This window comes from Promicromonospora sp. NPDC060204 (assembly GCF_042728455.1).
Classification (GTDB): Bacteria; Actinomycetota; Actinomycetes; order Actinomycetales; family Cellulomonadaceae; genus Promicromonospora.
In genome coordinates this window covers 1-2,644 of the sequence record NZ_JBHWZO010000425.1, presented here as the reverse complement: position 1 = coordinate 2,644, position 2,644 = coordinate 1, and the positions used below count along the sequence as shown (strand labels likewise).

The following is a 2,644-nucleotide window of genomic DNA, read 5'->3' as shown; positions in this document are numbered from 1 at the left end:
CAGGTCGACGGGGTGCACGCCTGCAAGAGTCCGGGTTTCGCTCACGGGTGTGAGGTTACCCGGCCGGTCACTTCAGGAAGTCGGGGACGTCCAGGTCCTCCGCCGCACGGCGCGGGTTCTCGTCGTACAGCGGCGGGACCTCGACGCGCTCGCCCTGCTCGCGGTTCACGTCCTGCCGGTTGAACGAGCCCTGCACCACGACGGCCGGCTCGTCCAGCGTGCGCGGCACGTCGTCCGAACCCTCGTCGTCGATCACGCGGGGCAGCGTGGACACGGGGGCCGGCTGGTGCGTCGGCGGGACCGACGGCGGCATGCCGTTGCCGGTGTACTCGGGCGCGCGGCGTGCGGCGTCCGACACGTCGGGCAGCGGGACCGGCGCCGTCGCGGGGCTGCGCGAGCCCGCCCCGACCGCACCGGCGACCTGGCCGAGCGCCCGGTTGTCCTTGCGCTCCTTGGGCAGGCCGCCGTCGAAGCCGGCCGCGATGACGGTGACCCGCACCTCGTCGCCCAGCGCGTCGTCGATGACCGTACCGAAGATGATGTTCGCCTCCGGGTGCGCGGCCTCCTGCACGAGGCGCGCGGCCTCGTGCACCTCGAACAGGCCGAGGTCGCTGCCACCCTGGATCGAGAGCAGCACGCCGTGCGCGCCGTCGATCGAGGCCTCGAGCAGCGGCGACGAGATCGCCAGCTCGGCGGCCTGCACCGCGCGGTCCTCGCCCCGTGCGGAGCCGATGCCCATGAGCGCCGAGCCCGCACCCTGCATGACCGACTTCACGTCGGCGAAGTCGAGGTTGATCAGGCCGGGCGTGGTGATGAGGTCGGTGATGCCCTGCACACCGGAGTGCAGGACCTGGTCGGCCGAGTGGAACGCCGCGATCGCCGACACGTTCCGGTCGGACATCGACAGGAGCCGGTCGTTCGGGATGACGATCAGCGTGTCGACCTCGTCGCGGAGGTTCTCGATGCCGCTCTCGGCCTGGACCGCACGGCGGCGGCCCTCGAACGTGAACGGGCGCGTCACCACGCCGACGGTCAGCGCGCCGAGCGAGCGCGCGATGCGCGCCACGACCGGGGCGCCGCCCGTGCCGGTGCCACCGCCCTCGCCCGCGGTGACGAAGACCATGTCGGCGCCCCGCAGGACGTCCTCGATCTCCTCGGCGTGGTCCTCGGCGGCCTTCTTGCCGACCTCGGGGTCCGCGCCGGCGCCGAGGCCGCGCGTGAGCTCGCGGCCGACGTCGAGCTTGACGTCGGCGTCCGACATCAGGAGTGCCTGTGCGTCGGTGTTGATCGCGATGAACTCGACGCCCTTGAGGCCGACCTCGATCATGCGGTTGACGGCGTTCACACCACCGCCGCCGATACCGACCACCTTGATTACTGCCAGGTAGTTCTGCGGAGTTGCCACGTCGTCGCCTTTCGATTCGGGTCCCGAGTCCCGACTCTCATCCCTCCCAAAGTCTCAGGTTGAGGTAGAGGGTTAGAGTTATGTCAGGTTGCTGCTGAGTTCGACGGTAGGTGTGCCGCCGGGGTGTGTCGAAGACATCGTCGCGCGTGTCGCGCAACGATGCACGCGAGAATCACAGCGATGTTATTCCTGGTCGGTGCGTGAGTCGGTGCGTGACGCGCCCGGCAGGTGACCTGGTCAGTGCGTGACCGGCAGACCGGGCGACGACACGTCGACGGTCGTCGCCGTCGGCTCCGCCCGCAGCAGCGTCTGCGCGACCTTCGTCTTGAGCGGCACCTCCGCGCCGCTCCCCCACCGGATCACGCGCCCGTCGGACAGCGTGGTCCGCACGTCGTCCTGGGTCGCCGCGCTCACCGTCCTGATGTCGGCCGCCAGCTTCGGCGGCAGCGCGCCGAGCACCGCGAGGGCCGCGTCCAGGGCACGGCGGCCCGCCCCGGCGTCGGACAGCGAGGTCACGATCGAGGGCAGCCCCTCGGGCACCTCCTCGGCGGTCGCGACGCGGACGCCCTCGGCGTCCATCAGGGCGTACACGCCGCCCGGCTGCGGCACCGCGGCGACCGGCTCGCGCGAGGTGAGCTCGACCGTGAGACCGTCCGGCCAGGCCCGCGTGATCCGCACGTTCTTGACGGCGTTCATCGCGAGGATCTGCTCGCGCAGGCCCACGGTGTCCAGGCGCGGCAGGGGCACGCCGGCCTCGTCAGTCACGGCCTCGCGCACCTCGCCGACGTCGACCGTGGTGCCCTCCCCCGTGACCCGGACCTGCTCCGCGTCGAGCGCGAACAGCGGCGAGAAGAACGTCGCCCACCCGAGGCCCGCCGCGACCGCGACCGCGAACGCGGTCCAGCCGATCCGGCGCCACACGCGGTAGCGCGCCATCGCGGTGCGCTCCGCGAGGCGGTCGGCGAGCTGGTCCGAGACCACGCCCGCCCGGCCGCCCGCCGACGGCGTCGCGCCGGTCGCGGGACGCTCCTGCCGGTCGGGACGTGGCCGGACGGAGCCGGCCTCGCCGGGACCCCGCTCGGCCGAGCCGGTCCGCGCCCGACCGGCCGGCCCCGGACCGGGCCGGTCCGAACCCGCCCGGTCCGACCGCGCCCGGCCGGGCTCCGGCCGATCGCCGGCGGGCCGGTCCCGCCGGGCCTCGTCCTGCAGGTCCCGGCCCCGCCGGGCCTCGTCACGAGC

At 73.4% G+C, this 2,644-nt stretch carries 2 protein-coding genes; both read right to left on the bottom strand.

The features are described from left to right. Nucleotides 1-67: 67 nt before the first annotated feature. Nucleotides 68-1,405, bottom strand: a complete 1,338-nt coding sequence (gene ftsZ / locus ACFWEJ_RS28325) for a cell division protein FtsZ (RefSeq protein WP_377232493.1) — start codon at nt 1,403-1,405, stop codon at nt 68-70. A 237-nt stretch (nt 1,406-1,642) separates the two neighbouring features. Continuing rightward, a partial coding sequence (locus ACFWEJ_RS28320; RefSeq protein ID WP_377232492.1) for a cell division protein FtsQ/DivIB occupies nt 1,643-2,644 on the bottom strand: 1,002 nt, incomplete at its 5' end.